The organism is Pseudoalteromonas galatheae (assembly GCF_005886105.2).
Lineage (GTDB): Bacteria > Pseudomonadota > Gammaproteobacteria > Enterobacterales > Alteromonadaceae > Pseudoalteromonas > Pseudoalteromonas galatheae.
In genome coordinates this window covers 630,506-655,609 of record NZ_PNCO02000001.1, presented here as the reverse complement: position 1 = coordinate 655,609, position 25,104 = coordinate 630,506, and the positions used below count along the sequence as shown (strand labels likewise).

At 44.1% G+C, this 25,104-nt stretch carries 19 protein-coding genes; 8 read left to right on the top strand and 11 right to left on the bottom strand.

Features of this window, described 5'->3' with window-relative positions; genetic code table 11:
- The first annotated feature begins 3 nt into the window (after nucleotides 1-3).
- Nucleotides 4-1,233 carry a phosphoglycerate dehydrogenase gene (gene serA / locus CWC29_RS02805; RefSeq protein ID WP_138522800.1) on the top strand — a complete coding sequence of 410 codons (1,230 nt, stop codon included), beginning with the start codon at nucleotides 4-6 and terminating at the stop codon, nucleotides 1,231-1,233.
- Nucleotides 1,234-1,297: 64 nt separating this feature from the next.
- On the opposite strand, the gene mdh is transcribed toward serA, so the two are convergent.
- Entirely contained in the window at nucleotides 1,298-2,230 is a 933-nt protein-coding gene (gene mdh, locus CWC29_RS02800) for a malate dehydrogenase (RefSeq protein WP_128728504.1), read from the bottom strand.
- A 241-nt stretch (nucleotides 2,231-2,471) separates the two neighbouring features.
- On the opposite strand from mdh, the gene argR reads away from it, so the two are divergent.
- The 4 genes from argR to CWC29_RS02780 all read left to right on the top strand — a co-directional run bounded on the left by argR (nucleotide 2,472) and on the right by CWC29_RS02780 (nucleotide 11,785).
- Nucleotides 2,472-2,939 carry a transcriptional regulator ArgR gene (gene argR / locus CWC29_RS02795; RefSeq protein WP_095729866.1) on the top strand — a complete coding sequence of 156 codons (468 nt, stop codon included), beginning with the start codon at nucleotides 2,472-2,474 and terminating at the stop codon, nucleotides 2,937-2,939.
- A gap of 403 nt (nucleotides 2,940-3,342) precedes the next feature.
- Nucleotides 3,343-3,954, top strand: a complete 612-nt coding sequence (locus tag CWC29_RS02790; protein WP_128728505.1) for an OB-fold-containig protein — start codon at nucleotides 3,343-3,345, stop codon at nucleotides 3,952-3,954.
- A gap of 83 nt (nucleotides 3,955-4,037) precedes the next feature.
- Nucleotides 4,038-6,215 (top strand): hypothetical protein, encoded by a 2,178-nt coding sequence (locus tag CWC29_RS02785; protein WP_128728506.1) that lies wholly within the window; start codon nucleotides 4,038-4,040, stop codon nucleotides 6,213-6,215.
- A gap of 71 nt (nucleotides 6,216-6,286) precedes the next feature.
- Nucleotides 6,287-11,785, top strand: coding sequence for a DNA repair ATPase (locus CWC29_RS02780; protein WP_138522802.1), 5,499 nt, complete (start codon nucleotides 6,287-6,289; stop codon nucleotides 11,783-11,785).
- A 133-nt stretch (nucleotides 11,786-11,918) separates the two neighbouring features.
- On the opposite strand, the gene CWC29_RS02775 is transcribed toward CWC29_RS02780, so the two are convergent.
- The 6 genes from CWC29_RS02775 to CWC29_RS02750 all read right to left on the bottom strand — a co-directional run bounded on the left by CWC29_RS02775 (nucleotide 11,919) and on the right by CWC29_RS02750 (nucleotide 19,194).
- Nucleotides 11,919-12,320, bottom strand: coding sequence for a hypothetical protein (locus CWC29_RS02775; protein WP_128728508.1), 402 nt, complete (start codon nucleotides 12,318-12,320; stop codon nucleotides 11,919-11,921).
- 315 nt (nucleotides 12,321-12,635) lie between these two features.
- A complete protein-coding gene (locus tag CWC29_RS02770) occupies nucleotides 12,636-13,550 on the bottom strand; it encodes a Dyp-type peroxidase (RefSeq protein WP_138522804.1) in 915 nt (304 codons plus the stop codon).
- Between the two features lie 30 nt (nucleotides 13,551-13,580).
- A complete protein-coding gene (locus tag CWC29_RS02765) occupies nucleotides 13,581-14,612 on the bottom strand; it encodes an ABC transporter ATP-binding protein (protein WP_128728510.1) in 1,032 nt (343 codons plus the stop codon).
- Nucleotides 14,612-16,243, bottom strand: a complete 1,632-nt coding sequence (locus CWC29_RS02760; protein ID WP_138522806.1) for an ABC transporter permease — start codon at nucleotides 16,241-16,243, stop codon at nucleotides 14,612-14,614. The genes CWC29_RS02765 and CWC29_RS02760 overlap by 1 nt, the downstream gene beginning before the upstream one ends.
- A complete protein-coding gene (locus CWC29_RS02755) occupies nucleotides 16,243-17,247 on the bottom strand; it encodes a Fe(3+) ABC transporter substrate-binding protein (RefSeq protein ID WP_138522808.1) in 1,005 nt (334 codons plus the stop codon). The genes CWC29_RS02760 and CWC29_RS02755 overlap by 1 nt, the downstream gene beginning before the upstream one ends.
- A gap of 1,281 nt (nucleotides 17,248-18,528) precedes the next feature.
- Entirely contained in the window at nucleotides 18,529-19,194 is a 666-nt protein-coding gene (locus tag CWC29_RS02750) for a tRNA-uridine aminocarboxypropyltransferase (RefSeq protein ID WP_128728513.1), read from the bottom strand.
- 144 nt (nucleotides 19,195-19,338) lie between these two features.
- Here CWC29_RS02750 and CWC29_RS02745 point away from each other — a divergent pair, with 144 nt between their 5' ends.
- Nucleotides 19,339-19,881, top strand: coding sequence for a GNAT family N-acetyltransferase (locus tag CWC29_RS02745; protein ID WP_128728514.1), 543 nt, complete (start codon nucleotides 19,339-19,341; stop codon nucleotides 19,879-19,881).
- Nucleotides 19,882-19,932: 51 nt separating this feature from the next.
- On the opposite strand, the gene CWC29_RS02740 is transcribed toward CWC29_RS02745, so the two are convergent.
- The 3 genes from CWC29_RS02740 to zntR all read right to left on the bottom strand — a co-directional run bounded on the left by CWC29_RS02740 (nucleotide 19,933) and on the right by zntR (nucleotide 22,869).
- Entirely contained in the window at nucleotides 19,933-21,027 is a 1,095-nt protein-coding gene (locus CWC29_RS02740) for a 1-acyl-sn-glycerol-3-phosphate acyltransferase (RefSeq protein WP_128728515.1), read from the bottom strand.
- Nucleotides 21,028-21,194: 167 nt separating this feature from the next.
- Complete coding sequence (locus CWC29_RS02735) at nucleotides 21,195-22,469, bottom strand: SO_0444 family Cu/Zn efflux transporter (RefSeq protein WP_138522073.1); 1,275 nt, start codon at nucleotides 22,467-22,469, stop codon at nucleotides 21,195-21,197.
- On the bottom strand, nucleotides 22,462-22,869 hold the full coding sequence (zntR, locus tag CWC29_RS02730) for a Zn(2+)-responsive transcriptional regulator (protein WP_010606066.1): 408 nt from the start codon (nucleotides 22,867-22,869) through the stop codon (nucleotides 22,462-22,464). Before zntR ends, CWC29_RS02735 begins: the two co-directional genes overlap by 8 nt.
- A gap of 91 nt (nucleotides 22,870-22,960) precedes the next feature.
- On the opposite strand from zntR, the gene CWC29_RS02725 reads away from it, so the two are divergent.
- Both CWC29_RS02725 and CWC29_RS02720 read left to right on the top strand, forming a co-directional pair.
- A complete protein-coding gene (locus CWC29_RS02725; protein WP_138522071.1) occupies nucleotides 22,961-23,908 on the top strand; it encodes a D-2-hydroxyacid dehydrogenase in 948 nt (315 codons plus the stop codon).
- A gap of 197 nt (nucleotides 23,909-24,105) precedes the next feature.
- A complete protein-coding gene (locus tag CWC29_RS02720) occupies nucleotides 24,106-24,486 on the top strand; it encodes a DUF3192 domain-containing protein (protein ID WP_128728517.1) in 381 nt (126 codons plus the stop codon).
- Nucleotides 24,487-24,607: 121 nt separating this feature from the next.
- Here CWC29_RS02720 and CWC29_RS02715 read toward each other — a convergent pair whose 3' ends face one another.
- On the bottom strand, nucleotides 24,608-24,997 hold the full coding sequence (locus tag CWC29_RS02715; RefSeq protein ID WP_128728518.1) for a hypothetical protein: 390 nt from the start codon (nucleotides 24,995-24,997) through the stop codon (nucleotides 24,608-24,610).
- Nucleotides 24,998-25,104: the final 107 nt, after the last annotated feature.

Genomic DNA, 25,104 nt, shown 5'->3' with positions numbered 1-25,104 from the left:
CAGATGAGCAAGGTTTCGTTATCAAAGGATAAAATTCGAATTTTGTTGTTAGAAGGCGTACATCAAAGCGCCGTTGAGACACTAAAGCGCAACGGTTATAGCAACATAGACTACGTTAAAACATCCTTACCGGAGCCTGAGCTGATCGAGCGGATCAAAGATGCTCACTTTGTCGGGATCCGCTCACGTACCCACCTTACAGAGGCAGTACTAGAACAGGCTGAAAAGCTGGTCGCTATTGGCTGCTTCTGCATCGGCACCAACCAAGTAGATTTAGATGCTGCTAAAAAACGTGGTATTGCCGTGTTCAACGCCCCATTTTCTAACACCCGCTCTGTAGCCGAGCTCGTATTAGGTGAAATTCTCTTGTTACTGCGCCGTGTTCCTGAACGTAACGCAAAAGCGCATCGCGGAGAGTGGGATAAATCTGCCGACGGCTCGTACGAAGCCCGTGGTAAAACGCTGGGTATTATCGGTTATGGTCACATCGGCACCCAGCTCGGCATTATGGCTGAGAATATCGGTATGAACGTCGAGTTTTATGACATCGAAGATAAGTTAACGCTCGGCAATGCAACGCAGTTACACACGCTTACGCAACTGCTGCAAAGAGCGGACGTAGTCAGTTTACATGTACCAGAGACGCCACAAACCAAAAATCTTATTGGCATGGCTGAAATTGAAGTGATGAAGCAAGGCGCAATCCTAATTAACGCATCACGTGGAACGGTTGTTGATATCGACGCCTTAGCTGAAGCATTAGCGGCTAAGAAACTTTCCGGCGCTGCTATCGATGTATTCCCCGTTGAGCCAAAATCTAATCATGAAGAATTCGTCTCACCACTACGCGAGTTTGATAATGCTCTGCTAACCCCACACGTTGGTGGTTCTACCCAAGAAGCACAAGAAAACATCGGTGTGGAAGTCGCGGGTAAGTTGGCGAAGTATTCAGATAACGGTTCAACAGTCACGGCTGTTAACTTCCCTGAGGTTTCTCTACCTGAATTATCAAACCGAAGTCGTTTATTGCACGTACACGTAAACCGCCCAGGCGTACTAACGCAAATCAACCAAGCGTTCGCTCAGCACGGTATCAATATAGCGGCGCAATACCTACAAACGGATGAATCTATTGGTTACGTGGTTATCGACGTCGATAGTGACCACTCTGAAGTGGCGTTGAAAGAGTTAAGTGCGGTTGAAGGCACTATCAGAGCACGTATTCTTCACTAAGAAGAATCAAGCATAAAAAAAACCAGTCACTGTGAAGCGACTGGTTTTTTTGTATCAATTTGGCTTACGCCATGAAATCAACACCTTCTTTGATGTCTTTTTCAAGTGTCGCTAGCATGTCGTCTTTTGCTTTTTGCTCAAACGCGCTTAGCTCACCGTAAGGAAGTAACTTCTCTACACCGTTTTTACCAAGGATGACTGGCTGTGCAAAGAATGTTGCGTCGCCTGTGTTACCTTCAACGTATGCGTACTCAAGTACTTCTTCACCTTGTAAGCCTTTCACTAGTGAGAAGCAGAAACGTGCTGCTGCTGCACCCATTGAAAGTGTAGCTGAACCGCCACCCGCTTTAGCTTCAACCACTTCAGTACCCGCGTTTTGGATACGAGTTGTTAGTGAAGCAACTTCTTCGTCAGTGAACTCAACACCTTCAACTTGAGAAAGTAGAGGTAGAATTGTAGTACCTGAGTGACCACCAATTACTGGGATCTTAACTTCAGCAACGTCTAGACCTTTAAGCTCTGCGATAAAAGTTTCAGCGCGGATAACGTCAAGCGTTGTTACACCGAATACGCGAGCTGGATCATAAGTACCTGCTTTTTTGAACACTTCAGCAACGATTGGTACCGTGCCATTTACTGGGTTTGTGATGATACCAACAAGTGCTTTAGGGCAGTTTCTAACGATACCTTCAGCAAGTGTCTTGATGATACCTGCGTTAACGTTGAATAGGTCAGCACGGTCCATACCAGGCTTACGAGGCATACCAGCTGGGATAAGCACTACGTCAGCACCAGCAAGAGCTGGGTCTAGGTCGTCTTTACCATAACCCGCTACTTTTACCGCAGTTGGGATGTGAGATAAGTCAACTGCAACACCAGGTACAACAGGTGCAACGTCATAAAGCGCTAACTCAGAGCCAGCTGGAAGACCATTTTTAAGCAATAAAGATAGAGCTTGACCGATACCGCCAGCGGCACCTAATACAGCAACTTTCATTTGAATTCTCCATAATTTGAAGGTGGAATTGAGTGTGCAGTAAAGATAATGAAAAGCGCTGTTAAACACAAATTAATCACGGTTATTTTCGAGATTTTTTGACTAATGTCTTAAATAAAAGTGTAAAGATCGCGACACTTTGTCTATTTATGCTTTACGACTGTCATTTTGGTCGCGCAAATTTGGGAATCTTAGTGGTTTTGTGTAGAATTTAAAGATTAGCCGTAAAAGAAGACAGACTATGCAGCCGCAAGAAAAACAAGAAGCACTTATCAAAGCATTTAAAGCCATTTTAAAAGAAGAAAACTTTGGCTCTCAAGGCGAAATTGTTGATGCTCTAAAACAACAAGGGTTTGACAATGTCAGTCAGAGTAAAGTGTCGCGCATGCTGAGCAAGTTTGGTGCTGTACGTACACGCAATGCTAAGCAAGAAATGGTTTACTGTTTACCCGCAGAAATGAGCGTACCGACAGCAAAAAGTCCTTTGCGTCAGTTAGTCGTTGATATTATGCACAACGAAATGATGATTATAATTCGAACCAGCCCGGGGGCTGCACAATTAATTGCAAGATTACTTGACTCTTTAGGTACCGCAGATGGCGTATTAGGTACCATTGCTGGCGACGACACGATTTTCATTGCGCCTGCAAAAGTCTCTGAAATCGACATTACTTTAGACAAAGTAAAAACCCTGTTCGATAACGTTTAGTCTGTTATTTTTATTAGTGCTGACTCACAAGTTAGCACTTACTCTGGTACTTTCCTCTGAGCAATTACGCTTTCTCACTATTACAATAAACAGAATAAACTGCTTATCTTTACAGCAAAAAATGTTTGACATAATATGTCCGTGTGTGGCAACTTTAGAAACGCAAGGTGGGATTTTCTCATTACGCGTGGATAGTTTTTTAAGCTGATTGATTAGCTTCTATAGCTTATTTTCGGCGGCATTTAAGCTCATTGGATCTGCTCGCTATTCTCTTTACTCAATCATCTCACTATCCTATGATACGGAACGGGGATTCAATCGCTCTGACAAATTAGAGACACCTAATAACATTGATAGGCCCCCTACCGCAAAAAATGGAAATACAAGGAACTAAGGAACAGCAATGGAATTTTTAAATACTGCATTTACGTTTCCCACTGTTATTTTTTCAACACTACTACTGATTGTGCTGTTGTTCTGGTTAATTGCTTTACTTGGTTTTGCTGATATCGATATCTTAGAAGGCGATGTTGATATTGAAGCCGAAGGCGCAAGCTCTGGTTCTTTTTGGGAGGTCGCTTTTGGTGGTGTCCCAGTGAGTATTTCATTGAGTTTAATCATCGCGCTAGGCTGGATTACCAGTATTTATGTGCAACAGTTTTTTGCTTACCTGCTGGGTAATGGCATTTTTTACTACCTGATGGGCACGGTATTTATGCTTGCTAGCCTCATTGTTGCATTACCACTAACCGCCGTCATTGTAAGGCCACTACGACGCTTTTTCGAAAGCCAAGAAACCACATCAAAGCAAGCGCTGGTTGGGCTCGAATGCGTTATTGCAACATCAAGAGTTAACAACACGTTTGGTCAAGCCAGAGTATATATTCAAGGAACAGAGCAACTTATCGAAGTGCGCTCGGACGAAGAAAACACTTTCACACTAGGAGACAATGCCTTACTTATCGAACATGACCCCCTTACACATAGCTACACGATTGTGGCTAAACCTTGGTAATAGTACGGAAAATAACGGAATTTAGGAACGAGTTGGCATAGCTAGTACCAACTCAAACAACATAGCGCAACGCAGGAAAAAACATGGAATTTCTAAACAACCTCGGACCGGTGCTCGCAATCGTGGGCATATCCATCGTCATTATTTTTGCCATTCTACTTCTGATTGGAAAGTTCTACCGCAAGGTCGAACAGGGTCAGGCATTGATCATCAACAAGATGAAAAATGAGCCTGATGTCACAACAACGGGCGGCATTGTGCTACCCGTGATCCATAAAATGGAAGTCATGGATATTTCAACTAACCGCATGGTATTGGAGCGTCGTGAAAATAGCGGCCTGATCTGTAAAGACAATATCCGTGCTGACATCGCCATCACTTTTTACATTCGCGTAAACGAAAACAAAGAAGATATCCTACGCGTTGCGAAACAAGTTGGCTGTGCACGTGCCTCGGCACCAGAAACCTTACAAGCATTATTTGAGGCAAAATTCTCCGAAGCCTTGAAAACCGTTGGTAAGCGCATGAATTTTGAGGAGCTATTTACACATCGTAACGAGTTCCGAGATTCTATTAAAGAAGTGATTGGACAAGATTTATCTGGCTATACGTTAGAGGATGTCGCAATTGACTATCTTGAACAAACCTCAATCGACAAGTTAGATCCAAATAACATTCTTGATGCTGAAGGTATTCGCCGTATTACCGAAAAAACCTCACGCCAAAACGTGGAAACTAACCAGCTTAAATGCGATGAAAAAGCGCAAATCGACAACCAAAACCAAGCAGCATTTGAAAAAGCCGCAGAAGTCGAGAGACAAAAAGAAGACGCTAGCGCAAGACAGCGCCGTGAAATCGAATCAGTGCGCGCTCGCGAAGCCGCAGAAGCTGAACGTGTTAAGCATGAAGAGCGCTTAAAAGCCGAAGAAGCACGCCTCAAAGCGGACGAAGCAATTGCAATTGCAGAACACAATAAACAGCGTGAAATCGATGTTGCAGAGCAAAATCGCCTTCGCTTACTCGGCATCGAAGAAGAAAAAGTCACACGCTCTCGCCAGATAGAAATTATTGAGCGCGAACGCGAAACCGAAATTTTACGTATCCAAAAAGCCAAAGCACTGGAAGTCGAGCAAAAAGAAATCGCCGATGTCCAACGCGAACGTGTTGCCGTAGAGAAAACCGTTGCTGAAGAACAGGAGCGTATCAAAGACGTACAATGTATTGCAGAAGCTGAACGAGAAAAGCAAGCGAAAATTATTCTTGCTCAAGCAGAAGCCGAAGAGGCGTTGGTTAAAGATATTGAAGCAGCTAAAGCCAAAGAACAAGCTGCTGAATTTAAAGCCCGAGAAATGGAAAAAATGGCTGCGGCGGAGCTGCGTATTGCGAACCAGACCGCTGAGTCGAAGAAAATTCTTGCAGAGGCTGCTCAGGTTGAGGCTGCCGCACCAGGTCTTGCTGAGGCTGATATCATCAAGGCTAAAGCCACTGCAAGTGCGATACAAGGCGAAACAGATGCCAAAGTGCTACAGCAAAAACTAGAAGCCGAAGCGCAAGGTAAACGTGATATTGGCCGTGCCGAGGCCGAAGTACAAGCAGCAATGGCTGAAGCAACTAAGAAGCAAAGTGAAGCCGAAGCACAAGGCAAACGTGAAATTGGTTTGGCAGAAGCTGAAGTACAAGCAGCAATGGCTGAGGCAATTGAAAAACAAGGTGAAGCAGAAGCTATCAACCTTGAGCGTAAGATGTCGGCAGAAGCTAAAGGCCTTACGGAGAAGCTGGAAGCACTTAATAAGATGGATAAAGACGCCCGTGAATACGAAGGCTTTACACTACAGCTAAACCAACAGAAAGAACTGACGCTTGCGAATATCGAAGCGAACAAGCAGGTTTCTGCAAGTCAGGCTGAAGTATTAGGTAAAGCGCTGAGCGGTGCAGATATCAACTTTATGGGCGGCGACGGCCAGTTCTTTAACCAGTTTATGAATGCCATCACAGTAGGCAAGTCAATTGACGGCTTAGTCGGCGAAAGTAAGACGGTACAAACCGTATTCAAAGATCACCTAAACGGTGAGCGTAATTTGATGGACGATCTAAAAGGGGTATTAGCTGGTGCTAATGCGTCGTCAGAAACGCTAAAAAACATCAACATGAGTAAGTTCTTCCAACAACTAAGTAATAGCTCAGATGCGGACAAACAGCAGCTACTCAAGTTACTTGGCGGCTCGTTAAATGGCAGTAAACAAAGCGAACCACTAGAGTAATTAACCTTGAGGAGTCAATCTTCTTGGCTCCTCTCCCCCATTTGCGACAGCGCACAATAGGAAAGTAAAGAATGACGGAAGCAACGCAACAAGCGCCAGAGCGAACGCTCGAACAAGACTCTTATCAACTGATTAAGCGCCGACTTGGTAACTTTGGTAATGATCTAAAAAGCCAAATAGATAAACTCAACCAACAGCGTGTTGACACTTTTGGAAGCACCGAGCTTAAAGTGAAAGGTCGAGCAAGAGTGCGTACTGAGCATAACTGTGTACCGCGCGATATCGTGCTGATCGGCGACAAGCTTATCTTTGCTTACAATGTGTTTATGGGGCTTAAACAAAATACCCAAGTCAGCGATGTATTCACCGTACAAAAGCTGCACTTGCAAGAAGACCACTACGAAATAGAACCTTATCCGCAAGAAACCAAATTCCTCACTGACCAACGTTTCTTACGGGACTTTGATGAACTATACACATATTACAAAGACACCCGGCTACAACATCTATTTGTTAAATCAAACAAGCTCTTTGCGCTATTTCAAATTGGCGAAAAGCTCTCCGATGTTCGTGTGTTCCGCTGGCAAATCGCCAAAGACGAAACCTTAGATTATATTGATAATCGAGGAGAGCGTGACATAGGTGAAGTGGAAAACTTTGACTTTGAATGGCAAAAAACCGACCGCGCCGATCACGTCGAAGGCCGTCACCCACATATTAATGTAAACGACAAAGTGTTTATTGAAGTATCGGGTGGCAAACTCACCGTAAAAATAGAAAACAATACCCAAAGCGGTGAAGGTATTTATCAAGAAGCCGTCGATGACGCCAGCCAATCACTTGCAGATTGTGATTTACGTTTTGCCGAAGTTGGCGAAATGGTGCTGTTAAAGTTACTTCCCTACCGAGAAAAACAGTGGCGTTATTTTATTTATAATTGCCGCACCCAGCAGGTATTGCGCCAAGATGCGCTGGGTGGTGCCTGTGTTCAATTACCTGAGAACCAAGGGATTATTTTTCCTGGTGGCTATTATTTACAATCGGGGCAAACACGCTATTTTGACGACCAACTGGACGATTTAGTTTTCCATCGCCAGATCAAATCACCCAACGGTGAAGATGTACTGTATATCTTCTACGAACCAAACGAGGGTCGTTACGCACTTTTCTCTTACAATATTATTGAGAAAAACCTGCAAAATCCTATCTATTGTCATGGCTATGGTATCTATGATGATGGCTTAGCGCTAACCTTTAAAGCAGAGCCTGAGCCTGAGCGCGTGCACCCTATTCAAATCTGGCAAAGCCCATTTTGTGGCAGCGAGTTTGCCGCACAAGCCCCTCGAGCAACCGGCTTATTTGGCCGGATAGGCAATCCGGATTTAGTACGTGCAATTTCTGATTTATACAGTGTGTTCAAAGCCATTAACGAACAAAGCCCCACGGTCTTTCATTATGAAGATTTAATTGCACTCACCCGCAGTATCTTAGACCGCTATCATTGGCTTGCCGAGGCGGACTTTGCGGATGTCACAGCAAAACTACATGAAATTTTTGAAACCTCGGAGCAGGTACTAGACGAATTTGAAAAGGTAAGCCAAATTGAGGCCGACGCTAGGCGCGCAGAAGCCGAAATCGAACAAGCCATGCAAGATGTGCTTCGCGAGGTAAGACCTGATAGCTTTAAAACAGCCGAGCAATTTGTCCAGAGCTTAGAGTCTCTCAAACGCTTAAAAGGCAAAGTGATAAGCCTTGAAGAAGTGAAGTACATCAATCTTGACGCGCTATCTGCCATGCAGCAGCAGATTGATGAGCAAACCTTGGGTTTAAGCCATAAAACCGCGGAGTTTTTGCAGCAAGATAGTGCTCTGGCGCCCTACTACGAGCAGCTAGATTCCTTAGAGCAAGCCAGAGCGCAAACAGAGAGTGTTACCGAGCTTAACGGCTTTTTGGCGACCTTGGAAACCTTAAGCGCCGAACTTGATTTGCTCAACCATACCATGCTGGATCTCGATATTGACGATAGCCGTGTGCGCACTAAAATTTTGGAAGATGTCAGCGCCATTTATGGTCAAGTAAACCGCGCCAAAGCAGCATTAGAAATTCAGAAAAAGAGCGTGGGCAGTGTTGAAGCAAAAGCCGAATTCGCGGCTCGTTTTAAGCTTTTCAGCCAAAGTATTACCAGCGGTCTAAGCGCGGCCAAAACCCCAGAGCAATGTGACGACCAACTATCTCGCTTACTTATTCAATTAGAAGAGCTCGAGTCTCAATTTAGTCAGTATGATGAGTTTTTAACGGAGATCTTGGCTAAACGTGATGACGTTTATGAGAGCTTTGAGGCGCACAAACAACAGCTCATTGACGAAAGACAGCGCCGCGCCCTGAGCCTAGCAAACGCTGCCGAGCGGATTTTACAGGGGGTGACGCGACGCTCACAAAGTTTCAAAACCTTAGACGACATCAATAGCTATTTTGCCTCCGATCCTATGATTGGCAAGCTTCGCGATTTAACGCAAGAGCTAAAAAGTCTGAGCGATGAAGTGAAAGCGGATGATATTCAAGCCAAACTCAAGGCCTGCAAAGATCAAGCGATCCGCGCTTTGCGAGACAAGCAAGATATTTACATTGATGGTGGCAATACCGTTAAAATCGGCAAACATGCGTTTAGTTTCAATAAACAAATTCTTGATTTGACTTTACTGCCTCGTGGTGAAGAGCTGATGTTACACCTCACTGGCACTGAATATTTTGATCCTATTCCTGACGCCAAGGTCAATCAACAGCTCAATGACGCAAGCAAGTATTGGCAGCAAAACCTGATCTCAGAAAATCGTCACTTGTATCGAGGCGAATACTTAGCAGCTCAAGTATTAGCGGCTGCGGAGCAAGATGGCAACGACTTTAGTCAAGCAGATCTAGAACTTGCCGTTGATGAAGGAAGTTTACTGCCTATCGTACAAAAATTTGCAGAACCCCGATATCAAGAAGGTTATGAAAAAGGCATTCATGATCAAGATGCCAGCCTGATCTTAGCAAATTTACTGAAACAAAAACGACAGCTTGAGTTACTCGTCTACCCTGCCAGCTGTCGAATTGCGGCACAGCTATTTTATACTCAGCAAAGTAAGGCTGAGCTAGCTGAATTGGCGTTTCAGGCTACACAAGCAGAGCTGATGGCAACGAAGTTAGATGACCATAGTTTTAGCCAACAGCTAAGCAAAGAATTGAGTGAAAAGATCACCACATTTTGCCAACAAAATTTATCGAGCTATTTGACCGAGCTACACCGTTTTTCAGGCGAGTTAAGCGCAACTTACTTAATTAAAGCCCTTGCCAAGCAAGTCAAGCCGAGACAATTTGACTTAGCTTCACCTGCAAAACACATCAGCGAGCAGTTTATCTCGATGGCAAAGGCCAAAGGCGTTTGGCAACAGCTTGAAGACTCATTAACACATTTGACTAAACTTGCGGACAAATGCCGCCTGTTAAGCAGCTGGCTGCGCGCCTATGGCAGTAAGCAAAATGAAAGTACTGAGACCTTGCTTGAGGCCGCTAACTGCATTTTGCTTTCTACCCAGTTAGATATCACATACCAAGTCAAAGAAGCCGAAATAAAAACCGAAATTTCAGGTTTGATGGGCCAACACCCACGTATCGAGAACCAAGTACTACACCTAGATTATGCAGACTTTTTTGCCCGTAGTAACGAGTATCTCACGGTTCATGTTCCGGCCTACAAACAGTACCAACAGTTAAAAGCACAAGTGCTTGAGGCACAAAAGCAGCGCTTGCAATTGGATGAGTTTAAACCCAGACCGCTAAGCTCATTTGTACGTAACCAGCTGATTGACAAAGTCTACTTCCCTATTATTGGCGATAACTTAGCAAAGCAAATTGGGGCTGCGGGAAACAATAAGCGCACCGACTTGATGGGCATGTTGCTGCTTATCTCCCCACCGGGCTATGGTAAAACCACGTTAATAGAGTATGTGGCTAACCGCTTAGGACTCACCTTTGTTAAGGTCAACTGTCCATCTATCGGTCACGACCAAGTCTCTTTAGATCCTGCTCAAGCCATCAACGCAACCGCCGCAAAAGAAATTGAGAAGATTAACCAAAGCTTTGAGATGGGCAATAATGTGATGCTGTACCTTGACGATATTCAGCATACTAATCCCGAGTTTTTACAAAAGTTCATCTCTTTATGTGACGGTTCAAGACGCATAGACGGGGTGTGGAATGGCCGCAGTAAAACCTATGATCTCAGAGGCAAAAAGTTTGCCGTTGTGATGGCAGGAAACCCCTACACCGAATCCGGTGAATCTTTTAAGATCCCTGATATGCTTGCCAACCGAGCCGATATTTATAATCTCGGTGACACCCTCAGTGGCTGCGAACAAGAATTTGCCATGAGCTTTATTGAAAATACGCTCACTTCCAATGCAGTGCTTGCACCACTTGCTAATCGTGGTATGGAAGACTTATACAAGTTAGTGCGCATTGCCGACGGAGAAGACATCTCCATCAATGAATTGGAGTTTAATTACTCTCAAGCGCAAGTGAATGAAATTGTCAGCGTACTGAAAAAACTGCTCATCATTCGCAACACCGTGCTCAAAGTAAATGCCCAATATATTGCCTCAGCAGCGCAAGATGATAGCTATCGAACCGAGCCGCCGTTTAAGCTACAAGGCAGTTACCGTAACATGAATAAGATGGCTGAAAAGGTGGTTGCTGCCATGAATGACAGTGAACTTGAAAACCTAATTCAAGATCACTATCGCGGTGAAGCACAAACACTTAGCAAAGGCAGCGAAGAAAACTTACTGAAACTGGCTGAATTACGCGGTACCTTAACAGCTGAAGAAACAACGCGCTGGCATGAAATCAAGGCCGAATATGCCCGCCTGCACCGCAATAGCGATGAGGGTAGTCCTGCACAGCTAGCCGTTGAACAGCTGAGCTTTGTTAATAAATCCCTTTCGCAAATCGCCGCTAAACTCGATAAAGAGCAGCTTAGCTTTGATTACAGCGCGCTGTTGCAACAATTGGCTCAGGTGTTTAATGAACAAGAGTTTGCCACGCAGTTAACTGAACTACGTGAGGCTTTAACGCAGCAACCTTACGCTACACCACTAAAGCAATTGATCGGTTCACAGCAACAAGTCGCAGAGGAAATTGCTGGGCTGCAAAACACCATCAAACACACCGCGAACAACGAGCAGCTACTCGCTAACCTTGGCAAACTCAATGACTTGCTCAGCAACCAAGCGCAAATACAACAAGCATTGGGTCAACAAGGTCAGCAGCAAAATACGCTATTTGAGAACCTGTCTGAGCGCTTAGAAGCGGTGGCACAACCACATATTCAAGTCGACAATCACGTTGATGATAGCAGTGCAAAAGCGCTTGAAGCCGTCACCACTTTGCTGACAAATACCTTAGCAAACTCAAGCGCTGAACAAGTCCAGCAGCAACAGCTAAAAGACATTTTACAAAAGCTTGAGGAAATTCAATCAAGACCTGTAGTTAGTAACGCTTCACCGGCGAAAAATCCGTACATGTTGTAAGAAATTGTCGCACATAAAAAGCCCAAGGAAGGGCTTTGCACACCAATATATGGCAATGGATGCTAGAAGTAATTTCAGCGCAATTAGCGCTAAAACTAGTTACCAAATTGATATGAATTATCCAAGGCTCAGATTATTTGGACTCTGCGACTTTTTCCATTGAGTACTCACTCCATGACCAAGGGCTGAGCTCAAATATTTTATCGGACTGAGCTTCACCATTAGCGCAAACATCCTCATGTCCGATGATCCGAACAGGCAAACGCTCCGAATATGATTTTTTTAGAATATCAAATTGATATTGAGCTACAGGTGAAGAAAGGTCTAATTGCCATGTAAGTTCATCACCATTGCCGATACAAGCTTCAAAATTAGAGAGCTCTCTCATTACTTCAACTCTAAAGTAAACTGCGTGGTCGTCACTAGCGCCCGATCTTGTGATCAGTTGCTCGACAGTTCCATATACGTCATTTGCAGCACTAACCGACCATGAAAAAAGACACAGTGTAGTCAGGCAGAAGGTTTTTATTCTCATTATATTATCCATTATTAAAGTGATACAAACTTGCTTTTACCAATTCGCTTAAATAAGTGAACTATTTTGAGGGGAGTAAATTATGTTGATAATAGCACTGCCCCGCAATTATAATTCCCAAAAAGAATAAGCAGGGAATTATTAATTACAGAAAATTACCATGCTGGATAGTTTGTAACAAGTAAATTTACAACTATTTGGGTTGAGTAAAGGACAGAGATGGCCATCGCCTCAATGGTTGCTATATATCATTTTCTGTCTAATTCCAGATAAGAAGGCCGTTCAGTCAAAATAATATTCAGATCAACTTGCGCCTTATTCCGGCATTTTTGCCATCACTGACAAGAACTCCAAAGATGGCGCAAAAAACGCGGAACCCATATCAGCACTGGAATAATCCAATATGGGGTCGTATTCATCCCCTTCACCCAATCGGCTTCTTAGTACCTGCTCAAAAGCATCGCCTTTGGCGCTGCAACTTAGCAACAAGCTTCCTTGTTCAAATACATCACCAAACGGCATGCTTTGGTTAAGCAGTAGCGCATTACCGTTTACGTCTTTCAATTCGGTTAATGCTGCATGATTACAGGGGTCGCAACCTTCAATTAGGTCATTGTCTAAACGTGTACGCCCCATCAACTGTTCTTGCTCAGCGAGCGGCAACGCCTGCCAGCGCAGTAAATCAAACTTCACCCGCTGTACGTGAATATAACTACCGAGATGGTCGGCTGCATTCGGGTTGTGCACAAGTGCAACTTCCCGTTTGTTGCGCCCTCTAGGGGTGTCTGCACCATAAATAAAGCCATTAAAATCACGACCATCTAAGAAACGGAAAGCGCGCACATGTGCCACCATTTCGACTAGGCCATTTAGCATGTGTAGCACACTTTGAGCAAAGATATGATTAACGTCTTCCCGGTCGGAGCGGATCACATAAAGCAAGTCAAAAGGCTGGGTATGCACGGTGTGCTCAGCCTCAACAATATGAGGAAAACTTTTCAGCTCTTTAGGAATAAACTCAGGGTAAATGTGCGGCCAATATTGCGCACCAACTGCGACAAAGCTCGATAACATAGACTCGGAGAATCTATCTTCCAACTCCTCTTGCAAGCGTCCACAATTGGCGAGCGCCGCTCTTAGCGCCTCGTCTTGTCCTTCAAGCACATTGAAGAACAAGTGTAAGCCGTGCAAATTGGCTTCAGCACACACACCTGATTGGGCAAGCGCCATGCTCTACTCCCTGCGTTTATTCATTTGCTATTAAGAAAAGAAATTTACAGCATGTGCCTTAATTTTTAAAGAGATTGGTTGATTTAAGTCGAGCGGTTCATGCGCTGGATGCGGTATTTCGAGCTCTTGACCCTCTAATGCAACACGGTAAATGTACTCTGTTCCCATAAAGCGCTGATTGAGTATTTTAACGCTGCCAAGCTCGGCGTTTTCTAACGTGATGTGCTGTGGCCTCACATACATTTCGCCCTTCGCGTCGAGATCACCGAGCTCAACGAGAGATTTTACGGCACCAAATTGGGTTTCTACTGAAGCGCCATTCACTCGCTGTGCAGGAATATAAATACCCTGACCCAAAAACTCGGCAACCATTTTGCTCTTTGGTCGTTGGAATAATGTTCTCGGCTCGCCCACTTGTGCGATCTTCCCTTTATCCATAATTGCCAGCCGATCGGCAAAAGCAAAAGCTTCTTCTTTCGAGTGACTAACAAAAATCGCGGAAACTTGCTGATCTTTGATTATACGGCGAATATCGTTAATTAACTGAAACCGCACTTGAGCATCTATATTTGAAAACGGCTCATCAAGCAGCAACAGATTTGGCTTGTACGCAAGTGCGCGCGCAATCGCGACACGTTGTTGCTGGCCACCTGAAAGCTCGTGTGGAAATCGGTCGCTGTAGTCTTGCAGCTGCACCAAATGGAGCATTTCAGCCACTCGGTCTTGACGTTCACGCTTGCTTTTTGAGGTTAAGCCAAACGCGACATTTTGCGCCACAGTGAGGTGTGGGAATAGCGCATAGTCTTGAAACATCATGCCAATATTGCGTTTTTGTGGAGGTACGAAAGTGCCGTTACCATTCATGGCTTTGCCTAAAATACTCACCGAGCCTTGAAATGGTTCGATCAAGCCTGCTATCGCCTTCAGCGTGGTCGTTTTACCGCAGCCACTGGCACCAAGCAAACAAACTATCTCGTTTTGTTCTACGGTCAGATTTAGGCTATCCACAACGGCTTCACCATCATAGCGATAAGAGAGATTTTCAAGCACTAAACTATGCATTAATTTCGCTGCTCCATAGAACGGTTTACAACATAAAGCGGAATTAAACCAACCAACACAATAAATAACGCAGAGACAGAAGCCAACTCCAGCTGCTCATCACTCACATATTGGAAAACGTGTGTTGCCAGTGTTTCATAATTAAAGGGTCGTAATAACAATGCCGCTGGAAGTTCTTTCATACACTCAATAAAAACCAACAATGCTGCGGTTAAAATGCCCCGACGCAGCAATGGCAAATGTATTGATAACATGGTTTTGAAACGATTGCGACCCAACGAAAAGCTTGCCATATCTAGACTTGGGCTGATCCGCTGATAACTCGATTCGACCGCACCTTGCGCAATCGCATAAAATCGTACAACGTAAGCGAAAACCAGCGCAAAAATCGTCCCACTGAACAGCAAACCTGGCTCAAATGAAGTACCTTCAAGCCAAGTATTTAGCTTATCGTCTAATAAAGTGAGTGGAATAAGTACCGCAATTGCCAGCACAGTGCCCGGTAGCGCATATCCGGTACTTGCAAGCTTGCCCGGTAGCGTGACCCGTTTACCACTGCTAACTCGCTGGTTAAACACCACCAGCATGCTCATGATAATTAATACCACACTCACCCAAAACGCTATTTTTAAACTTTGCCACGCATACAAGAAAAAGTCGTCATTCCAAGCTTGTTCAAAATAGTCGATGGCGTAATCTGCAAGCACCCATGTAGGCACGATAAAAGCCGCAATAAGAATAAGCCAACAAAAAGCGCTCGCGAGCCAAGCCTGCACCCCTTTAAGATGATAAAGCGTGGTACTGTTAACACTTGATTGGCGCTCGTGCACTACCTGAGTTGGGCGGCTCACTCGCTCCAGTGTTAGGGCTAAAAATAAAAACAGTAGCATAATGCCTGAAATTTTAGCCGCAGCAGTCAGTGAATAATAACCCAACCAAGTATCGTAAACGGCGGTGGTTAGTGTGCTCACAGCAAAGTAATGTACGGTTGCAAAATCTGCCATGCTTTCCATGGCGATCAGCGCGAGCCCTGCCACAATCGCGCCTCGCGACAAAGGTAAACTTACCTTAAAAAAGCTCTGTGAAGGCGACTTACCCATCAATTGGCTAGCTTGAACCAGCTTAAACGACTGCTCCCTTAGCGCCGTTCTAAAAATCAAAAACAAATAAGGATAAAGCACCAGTGCAATCATCACGATAGCACCTGACAAAGTGCGAATATCAAAGAACCAATAATCGTCTGGAGATTGCCAACCAAACCACTCTCGCAGCGCAATTTGCACAGGCCCTGCGTAATCAAGCAAATCGGTATACACGTAAGCAATCAAATAGGTTGGCATCGCAAGAGGTAGCATCAACGACCACTCGAAAAAGCGCCGTCCAGGAAATTCACAATACGCGGTTAGCCAGCCAAGTGGCAGCGCAATCAAAGCGCAGAGGATGCATACACCCACAATCAGCAAAATCGTATTGCGGACATAATCCCACAAAACGGTATCCCAAAGATGAGCGAAGACTTCGGAGTCAGGTTGTAGCGACTCAAAGATTAAAAATATCAGCGGGACTGATAGGCTAAGCCCTATCAGCCACGCAAAACTCTGCCATTTAGACAGTGAAAATGATAATTGCATTAAAGGTCAAATTTTACCTCATCGATTAGCTTAAGCGCTAACGGACGGTATTTACTGATCTCTGACAATGGTAGGCTGTCTTCCTTAAACTCACCCCAAGATGCCACAAGTTTCGATAACTCGACGCCAGGTTTAACCGGGTATTCCATATTCATCGACGCATACATATTTTGCGCCTTATTGTCGGTCATAAACTCTATGAGTTTCAAGGCATTTTCTGTATTTTTAGCGTGCTTGGTCAAGACAACACCAGAAACGTTGATATGTGAGCCACGATCTTGTTGATTTGGGAAGTTGATATATACCGCTTCAGCCCAGGCTTTTTGCTTCTCATCTTCCACCATCTTACCAAAGTAATAGCTGTTTCCGATGGCCAAATCACACAGCCCTTCTTTTACTGCTTTGACTTGTGCACGGTCGTTACCTTGAGGCTTACGAGCTAAGTTTTTCTTCACGCCTTCAAGCCATTCTTTGGTTTTTGCTTCACCATGATGAGCAATCATAGACGCCACTAAACCAAGGTTGTAGGGATGCTTACCTGAGCGCGTACAAATTTTACCGCGGTATTGTTCATCCGCTAGCGCTTCATACGTAAGCCTATCTAACTTGCCTATGCGGTCTTTTGCAGAATATACGTTGCGCACACGCTTAGTAAGCGCAACCCACTGACCTTCAGGATCTCTGAAGTTAGCTGGGATATTCTTAGTGACCGTTTCACTGTCAATTGCTTGTGTTAAGTTTTCGTCCTCAAGCTGAATTAGCGCACTGAAGTTTGAAGTGAGTACAAGATCGGCACGACTATGTTTGCCTTCACGCTTTACACGCTCAATTAAGCCTTTTTTTGCAAAAACCACATTGGTCTTGATACCAGTTTGCTTGGTGAAGTCATCCAAAATAGGCTGGATCAGAAAAGGTTGTCTAAACGAGTAGATATTAACTTCCTCTGCAGCCATTGCTGGTAGGCAAGTAAGCGTTGCCAGTAAAGTAACAAGTGCTTTTTTCATAAAGACTCCATTAGGTAAACAATAATTATTATCAACTAATTCTACCTGTAATTGTGCCGTTTTACACCCTGAATATTTGAAACTACGCTCAAGATAAAATTAGCGTTGTAGAAAACGGGAGAATTACCTGTGAGATATATCTCACTTAACTACCAGAAATTGAGTAAAGACATGCTGAAATAACACTCGAAATTAAAGTAACCAATTAAAAAATAAAGAGTTATTTATTATTACTAGAAAAAGACTCAAAAAAGATTGGATTTCACTGCTCCCGATTTTTTTTAGTCTGCATATACTTTACAACATCTCAGGAAGAGAGATAAAGGATACACAGGATACGCTCAGGGCAGGACTTGCTAATGGATAAGCACCCACTTAAAGGAATATAGGGAAAAGCGAGCGAGATTGTATGTCACATGGTGTGATTACATTAAAGGACAGGGATTAAAGGTTCATGATGAATCTAGGGATTGCTTCAGGGGAGAGGCTAAACGTTGAAGGATAACGTTACTGCATTGGATATGCAGGTGGTTAAGGATGAGGAAGGAAGGTACATCGGATGTACTGGTAAAATGTGGCTTAGGAGATGCCAATTGTTGCAATTAACAGTGCAACACCTAGCTTGAAGCAACACGTTCAGGCTACCAAGTGCCAAGGTAAAATGAGGTGATGATTGGCACTGCTATTTTGGAAAGTAGCAAACAAGGAGAATTAGAACAAGGGCTTGTTCTTAGCAAGTGGATGGCAATGGATAAGACAGCGGACGTGTAAAAGGAAGATGGACACAGGGCAAGATGCCTTTATTCGCAAAACGAGAACACCAAGCGATGCCATGGAAGAGGAAAGATTCAGGACGTTGAACTACTCAACTTTGCAGGATGCATTTAGAAGATTCCGTAAGCGCGGCTCAGCAATGGGTCGCGCGCTTCTTATTTTATTCCTATCTATCGTGTGATATTGTGTTTGTGTTGTTAAGGTGAGCGTGCTGTCGAGATAAGCCTCGACCTACCATCATTTTGCTCACCGTGCTGCGCAAATAATGCAGCTTTTTATCGAAATAAATTTCGACCTACCGCCATCTTGCTCGCCGTATTTCGTAAATAATACTGCTTTTTGTCGAGATAAGTCTCGATCTACCATCATTTTGCTCACCGTGCTGCGCAAATAATGCAGCTTTTTATCGAAATAAATTTCGACCTACCGTCATCTTTCTCGCTGTACCGCGTAAACAATACTGTTTTTTTATCGAGATAAACCTCGACCTACGGTTTAGGGCCCGGCCTACAGTTTGCTGCGCTTACCTTTTAAGTAGGCATCTCTGAAATCGATAAAGTGCGCGGTTAATTTATCTGCCGCATCCTGCTCACCGCATTCAGCAAACAGTACACACGCGACTTCTGCCGTGCCAAGTTGATGTTCGTGCGGTGCGACTCGCAACTTGTAATCCGAGAGTTTTTCAGGGGCGATGGATAGCACAGGTAAGTTATCGAGATAGGGACTCTTTCTAAACATTTTCTTAGCCTCACGCCATGTGCCATCTAAAAAGATAAATAGCGGTGTTTTATTTTCAGTGCGAGTCACATTAGTAATTACCCTTTCAGGCTCCACGCCCTGCTCTGGGAAAATGACTATTGGTGCATATTGCTCGTCCGAAAGAAGCGCTAATAACGCAGCGTCAGGCTCAGTTCGATCCCAACGAAAGGCATGATTATTTGGGATCACATCGGCAATTAAGCGTCCAGTGTTAGAGGGCTTAAAGCTTTCGTTATGATACATAAGCAAGCACACAGCACAGTCTGCTTTAGCCACTTCAACTTTATCACAAATACATAGAGTCGTGGCTAATAAGCAGCATTCACAGCGCGTAAGCTTTGACCCTCTTGCCTTATATTCACGTTGAGCCGCAGCGATTTGGCGCTGCCTAAGCGCTAGTACTGAATTATTCACTCTGTTCCCCATCTAAAAATGCTGGCGTATTTTAGTAAAGCGCTAGGCTGGCGTCTACGCAAACTTATGTAACTCATTTACTCACCACGCAAGCTTTTGTACTCTATAGTTTTATTGAGCTCTACTCACCTTAGGAGTATACAAATGCAAGTAACGGACTCTGCAAGACTGAGTTATCGCCTACTCACCCCACAAGATGCACAGCTGCTCGCCGATCTTGATAGCGACCCTGAAGTAATGAAATACATCACAGGCGGTCAAACTAACTCACTTGAAGAAGTAAAAGCCGTATATATTCCACGTTTAACCGAATTTACTGATGAGAGCAAAGGCTGGGGGCTTTGGGGCTGTTTCGAGCTGCCACACAAGATGTTTATTGGTTGGGTTTTGGTTCGCCCTGCTAACTTCTTTTCAGAACAAAGAAACTATAAGGATTTAGAGCTGGGTTGGCGTTTTAAACAAGCCACTTGGGGCAAAGGGTTTGCGACAGAGGCAGCACAACACCTTATTCCAGAGCTAATAGCAGCAAACCCTACCTTGACGCACTTTAGCGCTATCGCTGAAGAAGAAAACCTTGGCTCCATCAGCATCATGAAGAAACTTGGGATGAGTTATGTGAAAAAAGGGCTTCACAAAGATATTTTAGGAGATATGGAAGTCGTTTATTATCATAAAGTTCTTAATTAACCGAACAAAAGCGCAACCACTTAACACCAGGGTTGCGCTAGTTCGCTGCTATTAAATGCCTTTGCGACGCAGTGGTTCGGCATACATGCTCAGCACCAATTGCTTCAGCTCTTCAGGTACAGACTCTAATTTAGAGATAAAGTCCTCTTTATCTTCTGGACTAACTTGCGCATCATCGCCTGCTGCTAGGTGATTGGTTGAATGCAGATAGTATAAATCTAAAATCTGTTTATCGATGACATTCGCCAGTTCATCTGGGTTTTCAACATCCGCAGTGATAGGGTCGCCAAATGCGATATGCACATGGCCTTTATCTGAACTAAAGCCCTCGACAATGCTAGCAATGTCTTCGCCTTGTGCTTTCACATATTGGCCAAACTGCTTTTTATGGTATAGCTCTTTAGCCTTAGCAACCGCGCACGGCTCATATTGATAGGAAATAGCAACGGGCACAATTCTTAGCTGCTTTACATAATCTGAAAAATCTAACTTTTGTTTGCGACCATTGAGCTGTAGCATTTTTAACAGTGCTGGATCGGTTTGATCCACTCCGTCCTTTGCACGGCCCTCTTTTTGCGCAATCCAAATGGAGTTACCTTCACTTAGTGAGTCAAAAATATAGGCTGAAAGCTGAGTTAATGCTTTTAGCATTTCTTTTGGCGCTTTTGCCGAACGTTTTACAATAAAACTCTTATTAAGACGCATAAGCTCGGTGATATAAGGTACTTGCAGTAAGTTATCACCAATAGCGATACGCACCGTGCGCATATCCTGCTGATGCAAGCCCCAGTTAACAAGCGCAGGGTCTAGCACGATGTCACGGTGATTTGAAATAAATAAATAAGAGGTATTCGAGTCTAATGTTTCAAGGCCAGAATAAGTCACTTTAGACGTCGTTTTATTGATCAAAATTTGTAGGTAGTACGCCACTTCATCTTGTACTTGTTCAATTGTACAAAAATCTCCCCACTTCTTTTTTAGTTTCATTCTTACGAGTGGGCGTGCAATAGCGGGCCAAGCATTCAACCAAGCTGGCAGGTTATATTTGGCAATCACATCAATGAATTGATCATCACCTAGTAGACGTGCCAATGCTGGCACCACTTCATCATCATTATACGGTCTAATGTCAGCGTATTTATCCACTCTACTTCTCAAATTGTCGGATTAACGAATACTGGAACGCATTCTATCGTGTCAAATAAACAGACGCTAAGCATTTCATGTCTGACCACCAAGGCGATATGCCAAGTTGGAACATAAAATGCTTAAACGTCAGGTAATTGTAATACGGTAAAAAGTACCACAATAGTTTATCTTCTAACAACTTTACCTAATTTGAGTATAGCTAATCTTAGTAAGAGTGCTGCTAATAATGCGCCCATTGATACTGTTAACCAATGTGGTAGCACTTCGTGTTCCTCTCCTATCATAGGCGTTACTACAAAACCGTAAGTATTGACCAAATAATCGGTTAAATAGCCAAAGATAAGTGCAACCCCGATGACACCACCCAAATAGGCAAACACGGCACGACGCCCCAATTCTTTACCAACCACCCCAATTGTGGCGATGTTAGTTGCAGGACCTGCGAGCATAAATACCAATACTGCACCGGGTGACACACCTGCCATTAATAAACCCGCAGCGATTGGAGTTGAAGCGGTCGCACAAATATACATTGGGATACTGATAAGGATCACCACTAGCATGGCGATAATACCGTCGCCCCACTGAGATAAGAAAGACTCAGGGACAAAGGTTTGTACTAACGCAGCAAAGAATAAACCAATAAGTAGCCAAACCGCGGTGTCGGACAATAATTGATTACAGCTGAACTTAACAGCTTCTACAATTTTACCAAAAACCCCTTGGTTTTCAGGTACGGGGGCTGGCTCACAACAGCTTGCCGTAGCTGATGAAGAATCGCAACAACTGGTTACGGCAGGCTCCGTAGTATCACAACAAGACATATTCGCCCCTGCTGTTGCTAATTGCGGACCAGCAGGCGCACAGCAGCTTGCGCTTACTTTTGCGGTTTCCACTTTTGCGCTGGCGCAACAACTATCATGGCCGTGATGCTTTTCAGTAGGCTTTGGCTCTGAGTGATGATTAGCGTCACAACAGCCGCTAGTCGCGCTTGGTTTATCTGAGGTATTAGGGTGTTTTAGCGATCCAGGCTTATCGTCTTTTTCACTGCCAACGAGCAGCCCTGCTGTAATTGCGCTAACCACAGCTGCAATTGGCCTAATTATCGCCATAAAAGGACCCAGTAGCACATAAGAAACTGAGATAGAGTCCACTCCAGTTTCAGGCGTTGAGACTAAAAATGCGGTTGTCGCACTTTTTGAGCCCCCTGCTCTTCTCAGTCCCACCGCAGCAGGGATAACCCCGCAAGAGCAAAGCGGCATAGGCGCCCCAATCAACGCTGCCTTTATCGTCGTCCAAAACCCCTCTTTCCCTAAATGCTTTTGCAACAAATCTTTTGGAATAAATACATTAAGTAACCCGGCCAATATTAGGCCAAGCAGTAACCACGGGGCAGATACTAAAAATAGCTGCCAAAAATTTACTATCAGTTCATTCATCGATAGCCTCCAAGGCCGTTAATATCGAGCAGCTCACTGCCGCTTCCTTACCGCCGCAGCATTGCTCTGCTAGCGTCGATAACGATTGTTCAAATTTTTGTAACTCAGCGATCCGCGCTCTCACTAAATCCCGTTTAGTGATAGTCAGCGTTTTCACTTCTTCACAACTGTGCTGATGCTTTTCAAACTTTATCTTCAGCAAGTCTTGCACTTCTTTAAGGCTGAACCCCACTTCCTTCGCGCGAAGAATAAAACGCATTTGCTTTTCACTTTGCTCATCAAACAACCGATACCCGCCCTCGCTCCTTGTGCAAGGGTGTAGGAGATCGTTTGCTTCATAATACCTTAACGTGTCGGTTGATACGTTAAGCCGCTTTGCCAGCTCACCAATCTTTACCACTTTACACTCCCAAGTCCTGAAGATTATCCTAGTCGACATCACAAGTATAAACCTTAGAGTTAACTCCAAAGTCAAGAAAAGGATAAAAATAATGCAAATAGTGGTATTAGACGCTAAAACCCTTGCAGGAACCGATCTTTCCCCCATTGCCAAACTAGGCACATTAACGTCTTACGACACCACATCCAGTGATGAAATCATCACACGCTGTAAAAATGCAGCGGTAATCGTCACCAATAAAGTGAAGTTAAATGAAGAAATAATCGCGGCGTTACCGCAATTACAACTTATTTGTGTTGCGGCCACAGGCGTAAACAACATCGATTTAGCAGCCGCAAAAGCCCATCAAATTACGGTCACTAATGTGGCAGGTTACTCAACTCCCTCTGTGGTGCAGCACACCTTTACTATGCTTGGTAACTTAATGACAAATATTCATCGTTATCAGCAAGACTGCCAAGCAGGACTTTGGCAACAAAGTGACATGTTTTGTCGCTTGGACTACAGCATCAACGAAATTTCGGGCAAAAATTTTGTGATCATAGGCCACGGAACATTAGGAGAAGCCGTCGCAAAAGTCGCGCAAGCATTTGGGGCTCAAGTAATTATCGCTGAACGTAGAGGTGTAACCAAGGTTAGAGCAGGACGCGTGGCTTTTGAAGAAGCACTGCGTATTGCGGATATTGTATCTATTCACTGCCCACTTACCGCTGAGACTGAAAACCTGATTACGAGCGCTGAGTTCGCCCTACTTCCAAATCATGCTTATCTTATCAACACCGCAAGAGGCGGAATAGTCAACGAGCAAGCGTTGGTGGATGCACTAACTAACAAGCAAATAGCAGGGGCTGCTGTGGATGTCCTCACACAAGAGCCGGCACAAGCATGCAATCCACTCGTTCAATACCTAGGTGAGAACTTGCTTTTGACACCGCATACGGCGTGGGCAAGTAAAGAGGCCATCGAACGTTTAGTCGGCGAAATTGCCATTAATATTGAAAGTTTTGTGGCCGGCACAACGAGAAACCAAGTGGTCTAGGTTGTTGCTTTAGTGAGTATTCTCGCTAAATGTTAGTGAAAATTATCAACCAAGAACTGATTAAAAACCAACAACAAATTGATATTTATATACTTTATTAGTTGGCAAAGAGTTTGCAACCCTTGTGATAATTCAAGCAAAAATAAATGGCTGTTTGCATTATTTGCTCAGCAACAAAATTAAAAAGGAAAACAACAATGAAAAAATTAATGTTAGTGGCTGCGCTTAGCTCTACTCTATTATCAGGCTGTATCGTTGCTGTATCCGACGGTGAAGTAGAGCACGGTTGGGCTTCTGAATACAATTCATCTAACTGGGAACATAAACAGCGTAAAAATCGTGAAAAGATTGCCAACCTTGAAATGGGCGCATCTTACTCATCAGTAAAAGACATGTTTGCAACCCCTGACTTTAGCGAGTTGGTGTCAAAAGACGGCGACAACTATCAAGTGCTGTACTATGCGACTAACAGCAAACACTCGGACGGCAAAGTAACAAAAGATGAGTGCACGCCATTGGTATTCAAAAACAACCAATTGATTGGCTTTGGCGACAACGCACTAAAACAAATTCAGTAAGACTTTATCGCACCAAGGACGGTGGGTAAACTCGCGTGCAGTTGTGCGGCAAGCTCCTTATTTTCCCGTCATCTTCATAAGTTAAAAACGAAACCCTGCCAAATTTTAATAAACCAGCCTATTAAGCTGAGCCGTCCTTTGATACAAGCTCATATCTATACTTCCACTCGAAATAGGCAAGCATGATGACAAACATAGCTTCACAAACAATAAAAGCAATACCAATTAGACTTGCAACGTTAAAATACTGAACAACCACTCCAACACAGACTAACGCCCAAAAAAGATTGCCGAACACCAAAAGCTGCAAACGTTTTATGCTCCTCGACTTTTGAATGGCAAGGCTAAATGAGTACCAGCCATACAACAGATTTGATACTGCGATAAAGATAATGGTTTGTTCAGGTATATGGTAGATCGCACCAATCATTGAGTGGAAAAGCAATACGATTAATCCCACGGATATGGCCGCTATGCAATCCACCCAAATTATCTTACGTTGTATGTTCATAGAATAAGCCTAACACCGCGCTAAAAGGCACTAAATATCGGTTAAAGGTCTATAAAGCACGAGCATAGCCAAGCTTTATGCGGTGCACTTCTTGTTCGAATACAGAT

Bases quoted from the DNA above. Each gene is read 5' to 3' on its own strand.
- serA (WP_138522800.1), top strand. From the start codon at position 4: ATGAGCAAGGTTTCGTTATCAAAGGATAAAATTCGAATTTTGTTGTTA.
- mdh (WP_128728504.1), bottom strand. From the start codon at position 2,230: ATGAAAGTTGCTGTATTAGGTGCCGCTGGCGGTATCGGTCAAGCTCTA.
- argR (WP_095729866.1), top strand. From the start codon at position 2,472: ATGCAGCCGCAAGAAAAACAAGAAGCACTTATCAAAGCATTTAAAGCC.
- CWC29_RS02790 (WP_128728505.1), top strand. From the start codon at position 3,343: ATGGAATTTTTAAATACTGCATTTACGTTTCCCACTGTTATTTTTTCA.
- CWC29_RS02785 (WP_128728506.1), top strand. From the start codon at position 4,038: ATGGAATTTCTAAACAACCTCGGACCGGTGCTCGCAATCGTGGGCATA.
- CWC29_RS02780 (WP_138522802.1), top strand. From the start codon at position 6,287: ATGACGGAAGCAACGCAACAAGCGCCAGAGCGAACGCTCGAACAAGAC.
- CWC29_RS02775 (WP_128728508.1), bottom strand. From the start codon at position 12,320: ATGAGAATAAAAACCTTCTGCCTGACTACACTGTGTCTTTTTTCATGG.
- CWC29_RS02770 (WP_138522804.1), bottom strand. From the start codon at position 13,550: ATGGCGCTTGCCCAATCAGGTGTGTGTGCTGAAGCCAATTTGCACGGC.
- CWC29_RS02765 (WP_128728510.1), bottom strand. From the start codon at position 14,612: ATGCATAGTTTAGTGCTTGAAAATCTCTCTTATCGCTATGATGGTGAA.
- CWC29_RS02760 (WP_138522806.1), bottom strand. From the start codon at position 16,243: ATGCAATTATCATTTTCACTGTCTAAATGGCAGAGTTTTGCGTGGCTG.
- CWC29_RS02755 (WP_138522808.1), bottom strand. From the start codon at position 17,247: ATGAAAAAAGCACTTGTTACTTTACTGGCAACGCTTACTTGCCTACCA.
- CWC29_RS02745 (WP_128728514.1), top strand. From the start codon at position 19,339: ATGCAAGTAACGGACTCTGCAAGACTGAGTTATCGCCTACTCACCCCA.
- CWC29_RS02735 (WP_138522073.1), bottom strand. From the start codon at position 22,469: ATGAATGAACTGATAGTAAATTTTTGGCAGCTATTTTTAGTATCTGCC.
- CWC29_RS02725 (WP_138522071.1), top strand. From the start codon at position 22,961: ATGCAAATAGTGGTATTAGACGCTAAAACCCTTGCAGGAACCGATCTT.
- CWC29_RS02720 (WP_128728517.1), top strand. From the start codon at position 24,106: ATGAAAAAATTAATGTTAGTGGCTGCGCTTAGCTCTACTCTATTATCA.
- CWC29_RS02715 (WP_128728518.1), bottom strand. From the start codon at position 24,997: ATGAACATACAACGTAAGATAATTTGGGTGGATTGCATAGCGGCCATA.